At 56.5% G+C, this 17,361-nt stretch carries 15 protein-coding genes; 6 read left to right on the top strand and 9 right to left on the bottom strand.

The window, feature by feature from the left end:
* Positions 1-55: 55 nt before the first annotated feature.
* The 7 genes from VFX97_11380 to VFX97_11350 all read right to left on the bottom strand — a co-directional run bounded on the left by VFX97_11380 (position 56) and on the right by VFX97_11350 (position 8,537).
* Positions 56-1,240, bottom strand: coding sequence for an SGNH/GDSL hydrolase family protein (locus VFX97_11380; protein ID HEX5703793.1), 1,185 nt, complete (start codon positions 1,238-1,240; stop codon positions 56-58).
* 103 nt (positions 1,241-1,343) lie between these two features.
* The gene (locus VFX97_11375) at positions 1,344-2,204 is read right to left on the bottom strand and encodes a xanthine dehydrogenase family protein subunit M (protein HEX5703792.1); all 861 of its coding nucleotides are present in this window, start codon (positions 2,202-2,204) and stop codon (positions 1,344-1,346) included.
* The gene (locus VFX97_11370) at positions 2,204-2,668 is read right to left on the bottom strand and encodes a (2Fe-2S)-binding protein (protein ID HEX5703791.1); all 465 of its coding nucleotides are present in this window, start codon (positions 2,666-2,668) and stop codon (positions 2,204-2,206) included. Before VFX97_11370 ends, VFX97_11375 begins: the two co-directional genes overlap by 1 nt.
* 277 nt (positions 2,669-2,945) lie before the next feature.
* A complete protein-coding gene (locus VFX97_11365) occupies positions 2,946-5,213 on the bottom strand; it encodes a xanthine dehydrogenase family protein molybdopterin-binding subunit (protein HEX5703790.1) in 2,268 nt (755 codons plus the stop codon).
* Positions 5,214-5,219: 6 nt separating this feature from the next.
* The gene (locus VFX97_11360) at positions 5,220-6,020 is read right to left on the bottom strand and encodes an SDR family oxidoreductase (protein ID HEX5703789.1); all 801 of its coding nucleotides are present in this window, start codon (positions 6,018-6,020) and stop codon (positions 5,220-5,222) included.
* A complete protein-coding gene (locus VFX97_11355) occupies positions 6,017-7,222 on the bottom strand; it encodes a 3-phosphoglycerate dehydrogenase family protein (protein HEX5703788.1) in 1,206 nt (401 codons plus the stop codon). The genes VFX97_11360 and VFX97_11355 overlap by 4 nt, the downstream gene beginning before the upstream one ends.
* Positions 7,223-7,427: 205 nt before the next feature.
* A complete protein-coding gene (locus VFX97_11350) occupies positions 7,428-8,537 on the bottom strand; it encodes an aldo/keto reductase (protein ID HEX5703787.1) in 1,110 nt (369 codons plus the stop codon).
* A 90-nt stretch (positions 8,538-8,627) separates the two neighbouring features.
* On the opposite strand from VFX97_11350, the gene VFX97_11345 reads away from it, so the two are divergent.
* Together VFX97_11345 and VFX97_11340 are read left to right on the top strand one after the other, a co-directional pair.
* Entirely contained in the window at positions 8,628-9,482 is an 855-nt protein-coding gene (locus VFX97_11345) for a 3'(2'),5'-bisphosphate nucleotidase CysQ (GenBank protein HEX5703786.1), read from the top strand.
* Between the two features lie 94 nt (positions 9,483-9,576).
* Positions 9,577-10,806, top strand: coding sequence for a DUF1015 family protein (locus VFX97_11340; protein ID HEX5703785.1), 1,230 nt, complete (start codon positions 9,577-9,579; stop codon positions 10,804-10,806).
* Between the two features lie 138 nt (positions 10,807-10,944).
* On the opposite strand, the gene hemW is transcribed toward VFX97_11340, so the two are convergent.
* Positions 10,945-12,144, bottom strand: a complete 1,200-nt coding sequence (gene hemW / locus VFX97_11335; protein ID HEX5703784.1) for a radical SAM family heme chaperone HemW — start codon at positions 12,142-12,144, stop codon at positions 10,945-10,947.
* Positions 12,145-12,511: 367 nt separating this feature from the next.
* Here hemW and VFX97_11330 point away from each other — a divergent pair, with 367 nt between their 5' ends.
* Positions 12,512-12,769: a hypothetical protein gene (locus VFX97_11330; GenBank protein HEX5703783.1), complete on the top strand. Its 258-nt coding sequence runs from the start codon at positions 12,512-12,514 to the stop codon at positions 12,767-12,769.
* A 294-nt stretch (positions 12,770-13,063) separates the two neighbouring features.
* Here VFX97_11330 and VFX97_11325 read toward each other — a convergent pair whose 3' ends face one another.
* Positions 13,064-14,371 carry a dipeptidase gene (locus VFX97_11325; GenBank protein ID HEX5703782.1) on the bottom strand — a complete coding sequence of 436 codons (1,308 nt, stop codon included), beginning with the start codon at positions 14,369-14,371 and terminating at the stop codon, positions 13,064-13,066.
* A gap of 114 nt (positions 14,372-14,485) precedes the next feature.
* On the opposite strand from VFX97_11325, the gene VFX97_11320 reads away from it, so the two are divergent.
* The 3 genes from VFX97_11320 (at position 14,486) to VFX97_11310 (ending at position 17,355) form a co-directional block, all read left to right on the top strand.
* Entirely contained in the window at positions 14,486-15,370 is an 885-nt protein-coding gene (locus VFX97_11320) for a hypothetical protein (protein ID HEX5703781.1), read from the top strand.
* Between the two features lie 265 nt (positions 15,371-15,635).
* Positions 15,636-16,517: a hypothetical protein gene (locus VFX97_11315; GenBank protein HEX5703780.1), complete on the top strand. Its 882-nt coding sequence runs from the start codon at positions 15,636-15,638 to the stop codon at positions 16,515-16,517.
* Between the two features lie 52 nt (positions 16,518-16,569).
* Positions 16,570-17,355, top strand: coding sequence for a response regulator transcription factor (locus VFX97_11310; protein ID HEX5703779.1), 786 nt, complete (start codon positions 16,570-16,572; stop codon positions 17,353-17,355).
* Positions 17,356-17,361: the final 6 nt, after the last annotated feature.

Genomic DNA, 17,361 nt, shown 5'->3' with positions numbered 1-17,361 from the left:
CCTTTCAATCCGGCCCAGATTTATCACCGCAGAAGGCTGCGTGCAATGGAAAGTTTTATTGCGCGGTCGCGCCGGTGGCCGTCGCCCGCAGCCAGCCGGGATTGGGAAGTAGATTTTTCAGCTGCTCTTTGATCGCCTCGGCGTACAAGACGGCCCCTTTACGGTTGGGGTGCGCAATGGCGGCAAGACGACAAACCATCAAATGGTCCTTACGCGATCTCTTCTCGTCCTCGCTCTCGCCCGGAATGCTTTTGTAAAAGTCCCGGCAGGCGGTCGAGCGCAGGCTGCTCACCTCGTCATTAGTTCGCAGGTCCACTTTACCTAACGTCAAAAGCACCAATAATTTTCTCAAAAAAGAAGCGTCGAATCCCCAAAGCTGTGACTTACGGGCGGAGAAAGCATGTTCGGGTTCGAACGTTACCTTAGCGAACATCACGCGTTGACGCGTCCCACGCGCCACGAGACGCGTGTTTGCCCGGGCGACGGCATCGCTCAAAGTGCTGTTTGAGGCGGCGTACCAGGCCGTGGAAATGATCGTCAGTTGCGCCAGCATTTCTCGCGAATTGATTTTCGGCCCATTGGGAATTAGCGCCGCATAGAACCTTTTCGCCAGCGCCCGCATGAAGAAATCCCGTGGCGTTTTGTCAGAGAAGACGGGGTAGTAACCGCTGATGATGATGTGCGCATTGGGAAAGGTCGAGGCGATTCTTATCAGCAGTTCTTCGACTGGCGCCCCGCACTTTTCCTGCGCCAGCGCCTGAATTGTTTCGGGCGTGTTGCCCGCATTCATAAACCGGCGCGCGTTAACGTCGTTGATACAGCCATCGACCAGCACCAGGTCGACGTGCGATGGATCGACGTAAGACCGGACTGCGATATCGATCTGATCGTGAAGCGTCGGATAAGCGTTGGCTATTTCGCCGTGGACTGTCAGAGACTTCGGCATTTCTCCGCCGGGAGTCCCGATCATGGCTCCGGCATGAGCTTCGATGCGCTCGCGCACGATGTGCCCGTTGGTTTGCAGCCAGCTCTTCACCAGATACCAGGACTTGTTTTGCTCTTTTAACCCCTGGCCCCAGAGTATCGAGTCGCCGAGGACCAGCATGTTGAACTCCCGCGGAGATTCAGCAGGTGTGGGCCGGGTGCTTTGACCAGATGTGCCCTGAGAGAAAACGAGGAGCAGCGCCGCCAGAACGACGACGCGAACTTTCGTAACGTACGCAAAAGATTTCAAGCGCAAGCGTTGGTGGGATTCTAACGCAAGGAAGTTTTGAACTGCCACTGGAAAACGGTTAACCCGGTACGCATGCCTCTGGCATGCAGCACGCCGGAGGCGTGCGTACCTAGCGTAAGTGAGAGAGGAAATCTTCAAGCAGATTCAAGGAAACCTGCAAACGGTAATCTTTGGTAGAGCGAATGTCATCGATAGGAGAGATTTCATCGACGAGCGACTGTTTGGCGGCGGCAATCGTTTGGCCGTTTAGCGGCTGGCCATGTAGTACCTTTTCCGTCTTGAAACAGCGAAGCGGAATCGGGGCCACACTGCCCAGCACGATCCGCACGTGATCGATTTCGCCGTCTTTCACACCGGCAACTGCCGCGAAGCAAACTTTGGAAATCGCCTGTGCCTTCCGCGTGCCAACCTTCCGATAGTAGTGCGTCAGTCCTTTCGTCCGGCGCGGCAGATTAATCGCGCGCAACAATTCTTCAGGACGAATATCCATTTGCTTGTAGCCACTATGGAACCCCGAGTATGGAATTCTTCGCGCGCCTGCTTTGGAAACAAGTTCCAACTCAGCGTCATACGCAAGCAGGGCGGGCGGCGAATCCGCGGCTGGCGAAGCGTTGACGATGTTGCCGCCCAGCGTGCCGCGATTCTGGATGGCGATGCCGCCGGTCTCCTTCGCGGCCTGACAAAGCATCGGAAACTCTTGCTGCAAAACCGGATGGTTTTGAACTTCCGTGTAGGTGGTGAGTCCGCCCAGCGTGATCTGATTGTCCGTCACCTCAATTCCGCGCAGCTCTTTCAAATTCCAAATGTTGACATAGTTTTTGTGCGGAAGTCTCCCGGCTTCGAGCAGCACCATCAGATCAGTACCGCCCGCGAAAGGTTTCCAGGCGCCGTTGTCTTGCGCAAGCATATCGAGAGCTTCGGCCAGCTTCGCGGGAGAAATGATGCTGTAAGTAGGAACGTAACCTCTCATTATCTTTGGCACGCACGCACAACAGACTCAAAAATTTTCATGTACCCGGTACAACGACAAAGGTTTCCGGCAAGACCATTCCGAATCTCGGGCTCAGTCGGGTTCGGCGTTTTCTCGAGCAGATTGACGGCGGCAATCACCATTCCCGGCGTGCAGATGCCGCATTGCGCGCCGCCGCAATCGATGAATGCCTGCTGTACCGCGTGAAGTTGGCTTTCGCTGACCGCGATGCCCTCAATCGTCTTAATGTCGCAGCCTTCGACTTGCGCCACCGGAACCAGACAACTGTTGACGATTTGACCGTCGATCATCACGGTACACGCGCCGCACTCGCCTTCGCCGCATCCTTCTTTGGTGCCGGTCAGACGAAGCTGCTCGCGCAAAACGTCGAGCAGACGCTCCATTGGATAAGCCTGGAGTTCCAGTGCATTCCCATTGACCGTACATTTAAACTGCGATCTCATGTTCTAAGTAATCCACCAACCAAGCGTAAAGCGTGCGAGAGTTATCAAGAGCACTAACCAACCCACTGCCTTAACCATCCATCTTGGACCTGGTCGATCGGACCACGCGTCGATCTCATCTGGAAACCAGATGCACGCCAAGGACAAAACGACTGGCCACATCGCATACAAAAGCACGCCCCAAAAGTCTGAAATACTCGCGGACATGGCAAAGAGCAATGCGATCATTACTCCCGACAGAACCAATGACAGAACTCGCTGCCAATCCCACATCTCGTTAAACGACTTGAAGGATCATTTCCGGCATCAGTGGAATCCGATTGAAACTAATTCCCGTGGCGTTCTCGATGGCATTCAGGATCGCCGGCGCCGGCCCATCCATCGGCAGTTCGCCGATTCCTTTAGCGCCGCCGGGACCGAACGCGTACCTGTTCTCTTCAAAGTAAACCCGAATCGGTGGCAGGTCAGCGGCGGTCGGCATAATGTAGTTCGTCATTTGGCCGTTAGCCATGCGTCCGTCTTGCCAGACGACGTTTTCGTAAAGCGCCATGCCGATGGCTTGCGCGACGCCGCCTTCGATTTGGCCCGCCGCGAGCACCGGATTCATCACGCGTCCGATCTCCTGCACGGCGACGAAATCATCAACGTGGGCTTCATACGTCAGCGGATCGTAGGAAATCTCGGCCACGTAAACCGCCCAGGCAAACGCACCGTACGCGTCGCCTTCGTATTTTTCATCATCCCAACGAATGCCGGGCGGCGGTTGATACTGGCTGGTAGATTTAAGCGCGCCGAACTTCTCAGTGTATTCCGCACACGCTTTTTGAAAATCAGCTTGCGTAGACTCCTCTTTCAGCAAGCCGCTGCCGACCAGAGTCTGTTTCAGACCAAGCACCGCCGATTCAACCAGCTTGCCGACAATCATCGTGGTGCGCGACGCGACCGTCGGGCCGCTGTTCGGGACGTTGCCGGTGTCCGGCTGGGCAACTTCGATCAGATCGTAATCAATGCCAAGGGCTTCCGCGGCAATCTGCGCAAAGATCGTATTCGTGCCCTGGCCGATCTCAGTGCTGGCGGCGAGCACTTTCACCTGGCCATTGGCGTTAGCTTCAGCGCCGACGACGGATTGGAGATACACCTCGCCCGAACCAGTAAATCCCGCCCCGTGCATGAACGTGGCAAAGCCAATGCCTTTTTTGGTACGCACGCCTCCGGCGTGCTGCAAGCCGGAGGCCTGTGTACCGTTCTCTTCCGCAAACCGCTCGCGCTTCGCGTGATAGTCAGTCAACTCAAACGCCCGATTCAGTAATCCGTCCAAATCAACATGCTCGCGGATCACCTGATTCGTCGCCGTCGTCTCTCCTTCTTTGATGAAATTGCGGCGGCGAAACTCTTCGGGAGACAGACCAAGTGTCTTCGCAACTTTGTCCATGTGTCGCTCAAGAGCGAAGATGCTTTGCGGCGCGCCAAAACCACGAAACGCGCCATGCGGCGGCATGTTAGTCGCCACCGCTTTGCTCAGGATGCGAACGTTGGGACAAAAGTAAGGCCCGGCGGCATGAATCGTTCCGCGCGACAGCACGACCGGCGACAGAGTGCAGTACGCGCCCCCGTCGATCACGAAATCGATCTCCATCGCCAAAAGCTTTCCGTCTTTCGTCAGCGCCGTCTTGTGACGCGTGCGCGATGGATGGCGCTTGGTCGTCGCGACCATGTCTTCGGCACGGTCGTAAATCATCTTCACCGGCTTGCCTGATTTCCATGCGAGCAGAGCCGCGTGGCCGGCGATCAGAGATGGATACTCTTCTTTCCCACCAAAGCCGCCGCCGGTTTCAGTTTGAATTACGCGAATCTTTTCTTCCGGCAGGCCGAACAACTTAATCAAAGCCTTGTGCACATAGTAGGGACACTGCATCGATCCCCACACGGTCACGCCTTCCGCCGGATTCGCAGTGGCAATCACGCCATTCGTTTCAATGTAGAGCTGTTCCTGCGCGCCGGTTTCGTATTCGCCTTCGACAATGAAGTCCGCGTGCGCCCAGGCTTCTTCAACGTTGCCTTTGTTCACGAGAAACTTCTTAAAGACATTGTCTTCGCCCCAGATGATTTCTTTCGGCGCGAGTGACTCTTCCAGCGAAAAGACTGCGGGCGTCTCTTCATATTCAATCTTCACTCGGCGGCGAGCTTCCTCGAGCAGGTATTTGTCGTGATGAGCCAACAGGACGATTGGCTCTTCGGCGTGATTCACCGTGTTCTCAGCGAGATAGGGCTGGTCGTTCAGAATCAGTGCGACGTAGTTCTCTCCGGGAATGTCTTTTGCCGTGACGATGGTGAATTCATCCCAGGGGATGGAGAGGTCACTACCGCCTGCGTTAGCGGGTGGGTTATCAAAGGAAATGTTCTTGATGCTTCCCCGGGGAACTGAGCTGCGCACGGTCACGCCGTGCAGCATGCCGTCGAATTTCAGATCATCGACGTAGAGCGCCTGACCGGTGACTTTCTTCCGGCCTTCTTTGCGGGGAATTGATTTACCGACCAGGGTCATAGCTGACTATGGCTCACGTTTCTGTATCGCATCGCCGCGCGAGCTCCGCATCACGGATCCAATTGCGCGGGTGACAAGTGAACGCGGCACGAGGCGTTCACTTTCAGTCGCAAAGAAGTTTGCCCAGCCTGAGATCACGTGACTCTTCCCCCGGGCGAGCGCCCGCAACGCTGTTTCGACGACTTCCTCGGCTGTTTGCGACGCGCGTGCGGGCGGCTTCTGCTTCATTTGCGATGCTTCGAAGAAATTCGTTTCAGTCACGCCGGGACACAGCGCCATCACTTTGATTCCGTGTTCGCGATTTTCTTCCCACAACGCTTCCGAGAATGAAAGCACGAACGCTTTTGTCGCCGAGTACGTCGCCATGTAAGGCACGGGCTGAAATCCAGCCGTCGAAGCGACATTAACGATCGCACCGCTCTTGCGAGCGCGCATCGGCTGCAGAAAGCGATGCGTCATCTCAACCAGCGAACGCACATTCAAATCGATCATGTTGAGTTCGCGGTCGAGGTCATGCGCAGCAAAATCTCCCATCGATCCGAATCCGGCATTATTGATCAGCAAATCGATTTCGAGTTCGCGTTTTTTAGTTTCTGCAAACAACTTAGCCGGCGATTCCGCCTTTGACAGATCCATCGCCACATACTGACAGTGAATGCTCCGGATGCGGCCGAGTTCGCTGCAAAGCGTGATCAGCTTATCTTCCGAACGCGCGACGAGCAGCAGGTTGTGCCCGCGGGCCGCGAGCGCGCGCGCGAATGCTTCACCAATTCCGGATGACGCGCCCGTTATGAGAGTTGTGTTCATTGAAGCGTCAATAGATTCAACTCGATAACATCCGCGTTCCCGTCGCGCAATTGATCGAGCGTCGCGCTCGACGGCGCTTTGTCCAGATTGATCCGCGCCACGGCGGCTTCGGCGCCTTCGAACACGATGTTCTCCATCTCCTGCACGTTGATCTGTTCGGCTTTGATAGCTTCGAGCACCTGGGCCAGCACGCCCGGCCGATCGCGGTGACGCACCACCAGCCGATGGGTGGCCGGCGTGCGCGCCGCGAGATTCACGACGTTGGGCACCTGACCGGTTTCCTTGAAAGACTTCACGATACGCACGGTTTCGGCAGCGATGGCTTCCTGCGCTTGATCGGTTGAGGCGCCGATGTGGTGCGTGCCGTAAACGCTTGCTTCCTGCGAAATCGCATCAGTGAATTCGGCCACGCCGGAAGTTGGTTCAGCCGCGAAAACATCGAGCCCGGCGCGAATGCCCTTCGCATGAATCGCTGCCACCAAAGCATCCTGATCGACAACCTCGCCGCGCGCGGTATTGATGAGGTAAGCGCCTTCCTTCATTGCCTTGAAGAGTTCGGGACCGATCAGCGAGCGCGTGTCCGGCTTCAGCGCCACATGGACGCTCACGACATCGGCGGCCCTCGCGACCTCCAGCGGCGAATCCTTTCGTTCCACGCCTAACTCTTCAGCTCTTTCATCCGTCAGACTGCGACTCCAGGCAATAACGGGCATACCAAAAGCTTTCGCGCGCGGAATCATCTCCTGTCCAATCTTGCCGACGCCGACCAGGCCGAGCGTCCGCCCGAACAGACCGCGCGCTTTCGAGAACTCCTTTTTATTCCATTGACCGGCCCGCAAAGCGATCACGTTGTCGGCGACGCGGCGATCGAGCGCGAGCATCAACGCGAACGCGAGTTCCGCGACGGCGATTGAGTTCTTTCCCGGACAGTTCGCCACATAGATGCCGCGCCGAGATGCCGCGGCTACGTCAATCGTGTTGTAGCCCGCGCCGGCGCGCACCACTAACTTAAGAGGCCCGGCTTCAAGCATCGGCTCGGTAACTTTTGTGCCGCGCACGATGAGCACGTCGGGCTTCTCTTTGGCGATCGCTTCGACCAGTGCGTCGTCTTTGAGATCAGGCTGAAACGAAATCTCGCAACCAATCGAGCGCAAGCCGATGCGGCCGGACTCTTCGAATTTGTCAGCGATTAGAATTTTCATTTTTTGGAGTGCGCCGACCGCGGGGTTCCCGCGCGAGCATCTCGCGTGGGTTCCCTAGACGGCGCTTTTCTTTCTTGGCGGTTCTTTGCGCCTTGGCGTCTTGGCGTGAGATAGGTTCACGCAAAGGCGCCAAGTCGCAAAGGAACGCAAAGTTAGTTCCCGTTCCTAATAAATCCAAAGCGGCGTCAAGCCGCCGCACTCCAAATTACTCTTCCTGTTCGAACAAACCCATCACCGTCGCAGACGCAGCCGGTTCAGTGCGCAGCAGTTCAAGATTCTCTGCGACGTGCGCGACGTTGCTCATTCCCACCAGCGCGGTTGTGATTCCCGGCGCTGAGCGCACAAATTGAATACCGGCCTGCGCGTCCGTGGCAAGCGACCCCAGCGCCTGGCGAATCGCTTCCGGTAAGCCGCGCGCGACCTGGCCCTGCAAAATTGAACCACTGGCAATGACCGTGACGCCAAGTTTGTGCGCCGCATCGGTCGCAGTCATCCATTCATCGCCAAATTTCTGATTCTTAAAAAACAGCGCCTCGGGCATTGCCAGGTTTACCGGCAATTGAATGAATCGGAAGTGATGCGCATCGCCGGCGATGTCGCGTGCAACTTCGACCATCTGTTCAAGCGAGTGGTACCCGCGGGCGTTTGGTTCGACCCGGAAGCCGTTCCACGTCGCGACACCATAATTGCGAATCTTGCCCTGCGCGACACTCTGCTCGAGAAACTCAAACGCCGCACGCAGACGCCGCGAGAACTCCTCGCCGGAAACGGCCGACAACTGCGATTCAGGATTGTGCACGTAATAAACATCAACACAGTCGAGATCCATGTTGCGCAGAGACTGCTCCAACTGGCTCTCGAGATATCGGGGCGTCATGCAATGCGAGCCGCCGGCGATGTCACCCCACGTCGCGATTCCGGTCTTGATGAAGTTGTCTTCGACGTACTGGCGCACGTCGCTTGGCGGCGCGCCGTCAAACGGTAGATAGCCGCCCTTGGTGCAAGTCACAAGTTCATCACGCGGAAATCCGCGGGTCTGCAATTCCGTTAACGCCGCGCCAATCGATCGTTCGCTTCTCTGCAAACGGTAGTTTGCGGCGGTGTCGATGACGTTCGCACCCAGCTCGACCGCGCGCAGGATGGCTTCGGTATAGCGCCGATCCGTGAGTTCATCCGGCTGACCAAGATACGTTCCGACGCCGATGGACGACAGCCAAAGATCCTGCGCCTGCCGAAAGTGGCCGTCGGCGGCGTCTTTGAAGCGCGCGCGATAACGCGCAGTTCCATCTGTTTTCGCGCAGTCGTTTTTGCTCATATCTTGATTTGAGTTGGTCATGACTATAGAAGCGCGCGTGACTTCGATCAACCGATGCCTTGTGTTAGCGTGTAGTCAGATCAACCAGCCGTGGACAAAATCAACTACGACCGCGAAATTGAAGTCGCGACCGCACTAGGCCGCGCTGCGGGCGCGGTTCTGCTCGCGCACTACAACAGTCCGTTTCTCGTTGAGCAAAAAGTGAATGCGCTGCTGGAAATGGAAGAGGTGACCGCCGCGGACCGCGAAGCCAACGATCTCATCGTGCGGCGACTGGCGCATGAGTTTCCCGGCGACGGCATTCTCGCGGAAGAGTCAGTTGACACCGACGAGCGTCTGAACAAAGAGCGCGTCTGGTTAATCGATCCCATGGACGGCACGAAGAATTTTGTGCAACGCGATGGAGATTTTGCCGTCCAAATCGGTCTGGCGGTTGGCGGCGAAGCCGTCCTCGGGGTTGTCTATCAACCCGTGCGCGATGTCCTCTATCGCGCGGTGCGCGGCGCAGGCTCGTGGCTAGAGAGGGACGGGAAACAGGCTGAGCGGATGCACGTTTCTAACAAAACTGATCCGGCGGAAATGGTCCTGGCGTCGAGTCGCTCGCACCGCAGCCCGCGCATGGAGCGCGTGGTCGATTCGTTCGGTTTCAAATTCGAAACTCGCAGGGGATCGGTCGGGGTTAAGGTCGGGTTGATTGCGGAACAGGAAGCCGATCTCTATCTGCATCTTTCGCCGGGCACGAAGCAGTGGGACACGTGCGCTCCGGAAATCGTTTTAACGGAGGCGGGCGGGCGACTCACTGATCTGTTCGGCAAGCCTCTTCGTTATAACGCGGCGCGCATCGACAACCGCAATGGAGTGGTGGCGACGAACAGCGCCGCGCACGAGTTGGTGATCGACAGCCTGAAGCCGCTGTTGCGCGAGTTTGGCCGCACGCCGGTGTGATTCGAGTACGCTCGCGGGGTGCTTTGCAAATCCACTTAGCCGCGTTTAGTCTTACGCAAAGCTTTCAACATTCCAGTTCAAGTGAGGAGTGCGGATGGCAGTCATTCGTCCTTTCAATGCGCTTCGCCCTGCGGCTGAATGCGCGCATCAGGTCGCCGCGGTGCCTTACGACGTCGTCAACACCGACGAGGCGCGCGCGCTGGCTTCGGGCAATCCCCAAAGTTTTCTGCACGTATCGCGTCCGGAAATTGATTTGCCCGACGGCACGCCGATCTACAGCGATGAAGTTTACGCCAAGGCCGTTACGAATTTTGACCTGCTGAAGAAGGAGTGTCCCTTCGAGCAGGAAAGCGAAGCGAGCCTGTATCTCTATCGCCTGATTATGGGCAATCACGAGCAGATCGGCGTCGTTGCCTGTTGCTCGGTCGATGAATACGACAGCGACGTCATTCGCAAACACGAACGGACGAGGCGTGACAAGGAGGATGATCGCACGCGACACATGCTGGTGCTGCGCGCGCAGACAGGACCGGTATTCCTGACTTATCGCACCCAGGCGAACATCGACTCACTGGTTAACGAGGCCTTGCAGCAGAACGAGCCGCTTTACGATTTCGTGGCTAATGATGACATCCGTCACAGTATCTGGCGCATTTCGAACACGGGCGCATTCGTTGAAGCGTTTGCGAGCGTGCCTAACCTTTACATCGCGGATGGCCATCACCGCGCCGCCAGTGCCAGCCGCGCCCGCGCGCAGTTGAAAGAGCACGGCTTCAGCTTCATCGGGAACGAAGAATACAACTTCTTTCAGTGCGTGCTCTTTCCCGATAAGCAGTTGCAGATTCTTCCTTACAACCGGATCGTGCGCGATCTGAATGGCATGTCACCCGCCGGTTTTCTCTCGGAATTGGGTAAAGCTTTCCAGGTGACAGACGGCGCCCCGCCATCACCGAAAGAGCGTGGCCAATGGAGTATGTATCTCGACGGGCGCTGGCACGGACTGGGTTTGCCGGATGGCGCATCGCGTCCTGAAGGAGTAGTTGAGTCACTGGACGTAAGCATTTTGCAGGATCGGGTGCTCGATTCGATTCTCGGAATCAAAGACGTGCGCACTGATAAACGAATCGATTTCGTGGGCGGGATTCGGGGCACTGACGAACTGGAAAAGTTGGTTAACGAAGGGAAAGCGGCGGTCGCCTTCTCGCTTTATCCAACCACGATCGAGGATTTGCTGCGCGTTTCAGACGCCGGCGAGATCATGCCGCCGAAATCAACCTGGTTCGAGCCGAAATTAAGGGATGGACTGCTGGTTCACGAGATCTAAGTGGCAGCTTCTCATTCACACCGGGCTTCAGCCGGTGCCTTCGTTGCGAGAAGATTCGAAACCGTTTAAACGGTTTCAGATTTACCAACTGTCGCGACAACACCGCGCTTTAAGCGCGGTGAGAATGAGAGCTGCCACTCAAGCCAGCGCGGCAAAAACTTCATTCGATAACAAAGCCCCGCGCGTGGTCAGCTTCAAGCGCTCTTCGTCGATCGCAACCAGGCCTCCCGCCTTTAAGCGATCCAGCTCGCCATTGAATTGCTCGCGCAAATCCGTGCCGAACCGCGCGCGGTAGCTGTTCAAATCGATTCCACGCAGTAGACGCAATCCGAGAAAGATCGCTTCTGAGCGCGCGTCTTCCTCGGTCAATTCCGTGCGTTCGACGATAGGCGATTGATCTTTCTCTATCAGCTCGACGTACTTTGCCGCATCACGTTCGTTGGCCCAACGCCCATGCGCGCCATCGTAGGAATGGGCCGAGTTCCCGAAACCGTAGTACGGCGCGCCGCTCCAATACTTCGTGTTGTGACGCGACTCGCGCCCCGGCAGACAGAAGTTGGAAATCTCGTAATGCTCGTAGCCGGCGGCGCAGACTCGCTCGATCATGAGCGCGTACATCTCAGCCGCGAGATCTTCGTCAGGGCGCGGGCGCATGCCGCGGTTGATTTGATCGTGCAGCGGCGTGCCTTCGTGTACGTCGAGCAGGTAGAGCGACAAATGTTCCGGCCGCAGTTGCAGAGCTTCGTCGAGATTCCGCTGCCAGCCTTCCAATGTCTGTCCGGGCAATGCGGCAATCAGATCGAAATTGATGTTGTCGAATCCTGCGTCACGCAGGCGCTGAAACGTTTTGCTGATATCGCCCGAATCGTGCGTTCGTCCGAGCATCTTCAGCTCCCGATCATCGAACGTTTGCGCTCCGAAACTTGCCCGATTGATTCCGAGGCGACGCCACTCGCTCATGGTCTTGCGCTGCGCATCGGCGTTTTCGCCGCCATCTCCCGGATTAATCTCGAGCGTGATCTCGGCATCGGCAGCAACGTCAAACGTCGGTACGCATGCCTCCGGCATGCTGCACGCCAGAGGCGTGCGTGCCGCCCCGCGAACCGCGTTCAGAATGTGTTCGAGCTGCTCAACGGTCAGCAATGATGGCGTGCCGCCGCCAAAGTAGACCGTGTCGACTGCCGCGGATGGCTCGACTTCCCGCCAGCGGGAAATCTCTGCAACGACTGCTCGCACGTAGCGATCGGCGACGTCGCTCTCGAACATTCCTGTCGCGAAATCGCAATACGAGCAGCGTGATCGGCAGAATGGAGTGTGGATGTAAATTCCCGCGCGCATCGGTATCCACAGAGTACGCAGATTACGCAGACTCCTTCAAGCAAGCACGTTCGTAGTTTGCCCCCTCTCACCCTGGGAGAGAGCTGGGTGAGGGAGCGCAGCTTTAGCGAAGAGAAATTAAACGCATTTTTTCTTCTCTCGCCGTAGGCCTCACTCCCACTCCACATGGCGTCTGCACTTCGCTGTTCTATTTTATTTTGCACACTGTACCGTTTGAGTGCTGACATTTTGGAAAACTTGAATGCGAACTCGATGTATACGCACTTTCGTGTTTGGCATGGCGGTTGAAGACAAGAAATTCTGTGCGAGGCCGCATCTCGACGGCCTGACATTTCAATTCACGGAACACCAAAAGGGGAGGAATGATATGGCAGACGACAGAGAACGAGAGCAGGGAATGAAACAAGGTACTGGTAACACAGGCCATCAGGCGCCGGGTCGGAATCCAGAGGATGATCGCACCGCCGGTGAGCGCGGTGACAAGGGCCGCCAACAAGGCAGCCAGGAACCCGGACAGGGTGCCCAGGAGGATAAGCAAGCGGGCCAGCGCGGCTTCGATCCAAGCGTTGGCGGTGACGGCGGCAGCTACAAAGAAGGCGGCCAGAACGAACAAGAAAAACGGTAATCAACGGAGCTGTCCACACCCCGAGGCCCACGCGTGACGTTTAATAAAGTCACTCGTGGGCCGTGTCGCGTTTGGAGCGTGCCGGAACGGGGTCCCCGCGCTAGCATCTCGCGTGGAGTGCTCTAGTCGGCGCTTTGGATTGGATTGGATTGGGGTTTGTTTTCTCTCCCTTTGGGAGAGGGGTAGGGTGAGGGCCGGGCGCGAAAAACAAAACTATTTTTCTTTTCTTAGCGGCTAAAGCTTCGATCCCTCACCCCAGCCTCCCAGAGGGAGAGGGAGCCGCCGCACTCCAAATCACTTAATTCTTCGCACGCTGCCGTCGCCGCTGAGCTTCTTGCTTCTGCGCGCGACCCGTTCAGCCTGCGCAAACGCGCGCATGAAATTTCCGCCGAGAATCTTCCGCACATCACGTTCACTGTAACCGCGCTTCAGTAACTCGAAAGTAATGCTCGGCAGTTTCGAGATGTCTTCCATTCCCACCGGCAGGCTCGCGACACCGTCGAAATCTGATCCGATACCCACGTGATCCACCCCCGCAACTTTGGCAACGTGATCGAAGTGATCGATCAAAACCGAAAGCGGCGATGGCGGCAGAGGATTCGCCGCGAACAGCTTGTCGCGTTCTGCTTCGAGTCCTTTTGGATCGTCTTTGTATCTTGCCGCCAGCTCATCCAACTGTGGCTTCAGTCGATCGGCACGCTCTTTGGTCGCGGCGATCACGTTCTTGTCGATGAAGCCGGGGTAAAACATCACCATCACCACGCCACCATTCTTCGCAAAGCGTCGGAGCAGTTCGTCCGGAATATTGCGCGGCCGATCGGCGAGCGCGCGCGCCGACGAATGCGAAGCAATCACCGGCGCCGTACTTATGTCCAGGACGTCGCTCATCGTCTTGTCAGATACGTGCGACACATCGACCAACATGCCGATGCGATTCATCTCGCGCACTACTTCTTTGCCAAAGTCCGACAGACCGTTGTGTTTCGCGGCGTCGCAGCACGAGTCGGCCCAGTTGTTCGTGTTGTTGTGCGTCAGCGTCATGTAACGCACGCCGAGTCGATGAAAATCACGCAGCGCCATCAAAGAGTCTTCAATCGCGTGGCCGCCTTCAATTCCCATCAGCGCAGCGATCTTGCCTTGCGCTTTTGCGCGCCGAATGTCCGCCGTGGAAGTCGCAAACAGGAGTTCGCGTGGATGCCGTTCCACTGCGCGATAGACGTAATCGATCATGTCGAGGGCGCGCCGGGCCGAGCCGCCTTCGGTCACGTACTTGCGATCGACATAAACCGAAAAGAACTCCGCGGTCAGTCCGCCCTGTTTCATGCGCGCGAAATCGGTGTGGTACTTCCCGACGGACGAGACGCTAAGATCGTAGTTGTCATCAGTCATCATCGACAGAATGTCGTTGTGCGTATCGACCACGATTGCGCTGCGATGAATCGCGAGCGCGCGTCGCCAGAGGGCGGCGTCACTTGGCGAAAGCGTGGGCGCTTCTGTTTGCGCCGGTTTCGCTGGAGGCGATTGGGTGGTTGTCTGGGCGCCTGCCGGCATTGAAAAGAGAACGAGCAGGGAGATCAGTGCGACTGCGAATGGTCTTTTCATGGCGTAGAGATTTACCACAAGACAGGTTTAGTCAGAAGCGGCACAGCCGGGCGGTCCAACGTGGAAAACCACATTGAGACGATCTTCGCAGGGGCGTAGAACGACTGTACCGCCATGCTGCGATTCTCTCAGATCGTTGTTCTGCTCACCTCGTTGATGTCAGCGTGCCCACCGCTCACGGCGAGTGGGCGCGAGGTTCCGAAGAAGCAAACTGAGATTTGGATTGGTGATGTGCTTGGTTCGGCTGAGAGCATCCGTTACAAGAGCTACGTCCTCGAGAAGCGAACGCGAGAGGTAGAACTCGACCTTGGAACGGAAACCGCGCTTTCCATAGATGTCTCGTATGCTGTTCTGAAACGTAACCGTAGAGTCCTGGCTCGATTTGACGGCGATATCTATTTCGGAGCCGGCAATGCCGTCAGGTTTGGATTGGTTTCGATTCTCGGTGGGCCCACAAAACAGGCGGTGATCTCACAAGACATTTTTCGTGGTGGCGCTCAATGGATAGTTAATCTCGCCGGCAAGCCGCGAATAATCTTCAATGGAATGCACTGGTCGGTAGGACGAGAGGGTGACGACATGACGATCGTCGATCTCGATGGGGATGGAGTGTTTGAGGTAATCGTCCCAATAACGGACTTCTATTCGCTGCAAGACAAAATGTCGATGAGTCAGATCCCTTTGCCTGAGATCGTCTTTAGATATGATCTAAAACGCAAAAAGTACCTTCCGGCCAATCCGCGCTTTCGAAATTACCTGTTTGGCGAAATTAGGAAATTAGACAGCCGCAACACCATCAAAGATGAGTTTGCCATCCGTTCAGCCGTGCTCCACATGGTGCTGACTCACATCTACGCCGGCCGCCGGAAAGAAGGCTGGCAAATCTACAATCGAACCTACCGTCTCGACGATAGAGTCGAGCTCAAGAGGCGCATTAAATCCACCTTGCGCCAACAACCGGTCTACAACTTCATCTACCGTCGGGCGCGGAGGAAATAGCGCCTCGTCCTCAGTCGCAGCCGCGGACGCTAATGTGGCCTGCCACATTGAGCGGAAGCGGTAACCGGCATATTCATGTGAAGTGCGAAGACTTTTTCTGAAGCTACTGGTGGCGGCACTAACCTTCACGGTTGGCACTACGACCACCACAATACGAAACCGCGCACGCGTGACCAGCAAATGGCGCGACCAAGTTTCGGCTCCGGCTCCAGTTTGTCCTGATCCTCCGTTTACCCGGTTTACGGAGCCGGAAGATGATCAGTCAATGCCGAAAAGTCTCTCACCAGTCGACATCGAGATATTTATCAGCAACCACCCTGATGCGGATCTGACCAAAGTTTGGCAGGCCCTTGGCATTAAGGATAACGACGCGCCACGTGCAGTAGCCGAATGCTCGAGTTGTAAGGCGGAGACGTTCTTCTACGATCTCGATAACGAACCGCGCAATGAAGCACTCCTGAGAGTAGTAGAGGGAGAGGCGGTGCGATTTGTCGTCTTTAAAGCCATCGAACGGCCAGACAAGTGGAAGGTGCTCGGCCATGCAGACGTCTGGGGAAAATACATCGAGCCTTATCACATGATCCTTCTGAGCGGGGGCAAGCCATGGCTGGTCATTCGCGGACAGGGAGCGTCAGGAAGCGGCGTGGCGCTCTACATTGATTACATTTTTCAGATTAGCGGCGGCCGCCTGCGACAAGTCGCTGGTTACTCGGCTGCGGGTATTCAATCGGGCGCGCCCGACGGCGCGACCCGAGAGTTCGCCGCTCGGCCGGTCTCATTGGAAGTCAGCCACGGGCGCGCAATAGTTGAACTCGACCTGTCCGTAAGTTATTCGATGCCCGCTTATGACACCAGTCCTGTTACAGAACTGTTCAGCAAGCGTCAGCGCGCCACCCTTATTAAGAAGCTAAGCAGCGGCTCACCAGTCCTCGATGCGAGTCGCTCCGATCTGTCTCAGCACGAGTTTGACTCCGTTTACAACATTGATTCGTTGTACGGGGAGGATTTCGTCAAATACAACTTTGCGGAATTGTCTCAGATCGCGACGGGTAACCGGCGTGGTCAAAGAGAGTGGTTGCTCGCTTATTTAAAGGAATGCGAATCAACGCCTGAGGTTCGCAAGCTGCGGCGGATGCTGACGCAATGAATTCAGTGGATGACGCGAGCTTTCCCAAAACATCGATTGGCGATTTAGAATCATGACAATGTCCATCCTGATTGCCGAAGACAACGTGGCGCAACGCGCTTATCTGCGCGAGATACTCGAGCGCGACTTTCCCTCGCATACTCCGGTGATTGAAGCCGGTGACGGCGAAGAGACGGTGAAGCTGGCGCTCGCGCAGAAGCCCGAAGTCTGCATCCTCGACATTCAGATGCCGAAGCTTTCGGGAGTAAAGGCCGCTCGCGCAATCTGGCGTGATTATCCCGAAGCGCGGATCATTTTTTGGACCCAGTTCCCGCACGAGATTTACATCAACGAGATTCGCAAGATCGTTAAGTCGGTTGATCCGCCGCCGGCCTACGGTTTCATTCATAAGAACAATCCCGAGTCGCGTTTCCTGCGTTTCGTGGCTGCGGTTTTGGAAGACGGCGCCGATATGATCGATCCGGCGTTCAAGGATTCCTTCAAACGGCCTTTGCTGACGGAGTTCGAAGCCGAGGCGCTTTACTATCTCGCGCTCGGACTTTCGAACTGGGCCATCGCGCGCAAGTGCAGTTTGAGTCTGCGCGGAGTGGAAAGCCGTCTGGCCACGCTCTACGAGAAACTCTTCATCTCAATTCCCGAGGGCACAGACTCGGAAGCTTACGAGAAGCTCGCCTATAACGTGCGCACGCGTGCGTTCTTTGAAGCGCTGCGCCGCGGACTGCTGAACAGCGACGAACTGGAAAAGGCCGCCGCGGACCTCGAAGGTTGGATCGACCGTGATCGGAAGAAGTTTTCGGAAGAGCAGAAGCGGGAAGAAGCGAAGACGCGGCGAAAGTGACAGTGT

The organism is Pyrinomonadaceae bacterium (assembly GCA_036277115.1).
In the GTDB taxonomy this organism is placed as follows: domain Bacteria; phylum Acidobacteriota; class Blastocatellia; order Pyrinomonadales; family Pyrinomonadaceae; genus UBA11740.
This window is presented reverse-complemented; position numbering and strand designations above follow the sequence as displayed.